This is a genomic window from Kocuria sp. SM24M-10 (genome assembly GCF_001027955.1).
In the GTDB taxonomy this organism is placed as follows: Bacteria; Actinomycetota; Actinomycetes; order Actinomycetales; family Micrococcaceae; genus Kocuria; species Kocuria oceani.
On record NZ_LDNX01000121.1, the window covers coordinates 1 to 2,746 of the forward strand.

A 2,746-nucleotide genomic window follows, 5' to 3' on the forward strand; every position below is an offset into this window, starting at 1 on the left:
ACCTCACAACACACCCCTCGAGACGCCCACGCGCACACCGCTACCCATGCTCATCTGTGAAGGGCCGGAAATCACCTTTTCAGCGACACTCCCGCCAAGGGCATCCACGGGCCGCAGTCCGCCGCTCGTCGTCGTGCCGTCCTTCTCACGCGCACGGCGGTGGACGCGATCGCCGAGACCATCGACCGGCGCTGGACCGGGTTCTTCCACGTGCGCGCCGCTTCTGGGGTGCGCTACGCCCAAGCCGTCCCTCTGCGGCCCAGCGACATCCGGAGCAAGGGCAACCGTGCCGTGATCAACGCCCACCGTGCGTGGATGCGGACGGATCACGGAGAAAAGCTGGGCACTGCGAAGTCGCCGCGATCTCATCGCGAGGTCACCGCCTTTCGGAAGGCCACGGCCCGCGCGCAGAAGGACCTGAAGGACGGGAGCCGACAGGACCTCGTCGACACCCGTCCCGCAGGCGGACGCCTGCGCAACGGTTGCGTCCACGAGAAGATCCGGGGTCCGCTCATGGTCGAGCTCGACGGACAGGGCGTGCTCTCTGCACGGCCCGTCTCGCACGACCTGAGCCACGCCCATGCGTCATGGTTGCCGGCCGCCGACCTGCCCATCCATGTCGTCAGGGGGAGCGGGAGCCGTTGCGTGATCGGGAAGGCCCGTGAGCACTGCCGACGAAGACCGGGATCTGTGAAGGCATAGGGATGCAAGGGGTTGACAACCCGCTCTCCCGGGAACCATCGCCTTCCTGCGGCGGGGCGCACGATGTCGGGTGTCCCGCCCGCTTCACATTCTCCCGCTGTACTGGTCACCACATCAGGGATTCCCTGTTGCAAAGTGTAGGTTGACAGGGAAGCGTCTGGACCCCCGTCAAGATCCGCTTCCCGCGCGCCCCATCGCGCCCCCCGAACCGTGCAGCCCGGACACCCCCGGTGTTCCGGGTTCTGCACGTCTTCGCGCACATGTTGGCCAACGTCCTGATCGAAAGAAGAAAGACCCATGAGTGACTCCCCCCGCACGGCCGGCATCACCCGCCGCAGGCTGCTCAGGGCCGGCGCGCTGGCCGGTCTCGGTGCTGCTCTCACCGCCACTCCGGCGGCAGCGGCCCCGAGCCCGGCCACGGCCTCCTCGGCACGCGGATACGTGCTGTGGGGGTCCTCCTCGGCCAACAGCGGGCTGGGCGACCAGTACCCGCGCACCGCGCAGAACCCCACCGGCGCGCGCGGGTCCCGCCCGGTGGTCCGCATCGAGTACGTACTCGATGGCCTGCTCGGGGCCACCGGCGCCGTGACCGCGATCGGTGGAGACACCTCCTACCAGACCCTGCGTATGCGCAGCTACAACCACCCCTACCGGCCGGACTTCACCTACAACGGCGGCCGCGGGGAGCTGCCCGCCCGGGGCGGGATCATCGTCTCCACCACCGACCGGGTCGTGCCGAACTGGCGCCGAGCGCTGCCGGGGACGGTCGACGGGATCCCGTGCACGATCCAGGCCGAGCAGCACCGCTTCCGCAAGGTCCGCATCGTTCGTCAGGACATCGGCGCGGACGCTGTCGGCCAGGAGGTCCTGGTGGGAAACGGCCCGGACAGCTACTGGCACACCGACCTCGAGCGCCAGCACCACGGCAAGACCCACCTGATCTGGACCGGCAAGAACAACATCTGGGAGTACGACCAGGTCCTCGCCGACACGAAGGCCGCCTTCGACGTCGAGTCGGCCACCTCGGTGGTCATGGGTCATTGGCATGCCTGGAACGACCGCAACAGCTCACCGGTGAACTATGAGCGCGTGCGCCGCGTCAACGCCGCCTACAAGGCCATCTACGGCGGCCGATACTTCGACGCGATGGCAGCGCTGACGGATCCCGAGCTGTGGACGCTGCCTCTGGCCCGGGAGTTCAACGTCGGCTACACGGCCGAGGACAAGGAGTGGCTGGCCTTGGGTCTGCCCCCGTACTCGCTCGTCGGCACCGACGGCATGCACCTCAACGCCGTGGGAAACACGATCATCGCGCACGCCCTTCACCGCTTCCTGACCGGCACCGCCGGCCTGTATTGAGAGGACCCCCACCGTGGCTGCACCCCTGTTCAAAGACGTCCCCGACAGGACCCTCTACAAGAGCGAGATCGAGTGGGCCAACAAGGCCGGCCTGCTCGACGGTTGGCGGGACGGATCGTTCCGACCGCTGACCAACATCTCACGCTGCGCGATGGCGGCGGTGTTCTACCGCCTCTCCGGTGAGCCCTACTATGTGGCCCCGTCCACCCCGTCCTTCCCCGACGCGCCTGTCACCCACCAGTTCTACAAGGAGATCGAGTGGGTGAGGGAGCGCGGACTGCTCAACGGCTACACCGACGGCACCTTCCGCCCCGAGAACAACATCACCCGTGACGCGACCGCGGCCCTGTTCTACCGCGCCGCCGGCTCCCCGGCCCACGCCGCGCCCTTCACCTCCCCGTTCGAGGACATCCGCACCACCCAGCAGTTCTACAAGGAGATCTGCTGGATGGCGGAGAAGAAGGCCGCCTCCGACGGCAAGGAGGTCACCATCTCCACCGGGTGGGCCGACGGGACCTTCCGCGCCCGGTCCTTCACCAGCCGCGATGCGATGGCCGCCTTCCTGTTCCGCTTCGACAAGGTCGTGTGAGGGCCGGCCGCGGCGAAGGGCCGATCCAGCCCTTCACTGCTCGCCTGTGCGCATGCCACAGGCTGCCGCTCGCACGTAGTCCGCACCTTCCGGGGG

The 2,746-nt window shown here is 68.1% G+C and carries 3 protein-coding genes; all 3 read left to right on the forward strand.

Going from position 1 to position 2,746, the window contains the following annotated elements; translation table 11 throughout:
* The first annotated feature begins 159 nt into the window (after positions 1-159).
* On the forward strand, positions 160-702 hold the full coding sequence (locus ABL57_RS21945) for a hypothetical protein (RefSeq protein ID WP_152683407.1): 543 nt from the start codon (positions 160-162) through the stop codon (positions 700-702).
* Positions 703-999: 297 nt separating this feature from the next.
* Positions 1,000-2,061 (forward strand): hypothetical protein, encoded by a 1,062-nt coding sequence (locus ABL57_RS14135; protein WP_047804123.1) that lies wholly within the window; start codon positions 1,000-1,002, stop codon positions 2,059-2,061.
* A 13-nt stretch (positions 2,062-2,074) separates the two neighbouring features.
* Positions 2,075-2,650: an S-layer homology domain-containing protein gene (locus ABL57_RS14140; RefSeq protein WP_047804124.1), complete on the forward strand. Its 576-nt coding sequence runs from the start codon at positions 2,075-2,077 to the stop codon at positions 2,648-2,650.
* Positions 2,651-2,746: the final 96 nt, after the last annotated feature.

Excerpts from the sequence above, each read along its gene's own strand:
- ABL57_RS14135 (WP_047804123.1), top strand. The coding sequence starts at position 1,000 with ATGAGTGACTCCCCCCGCACGGCCGGCATCACCCGCCGCAGGCTGCTC.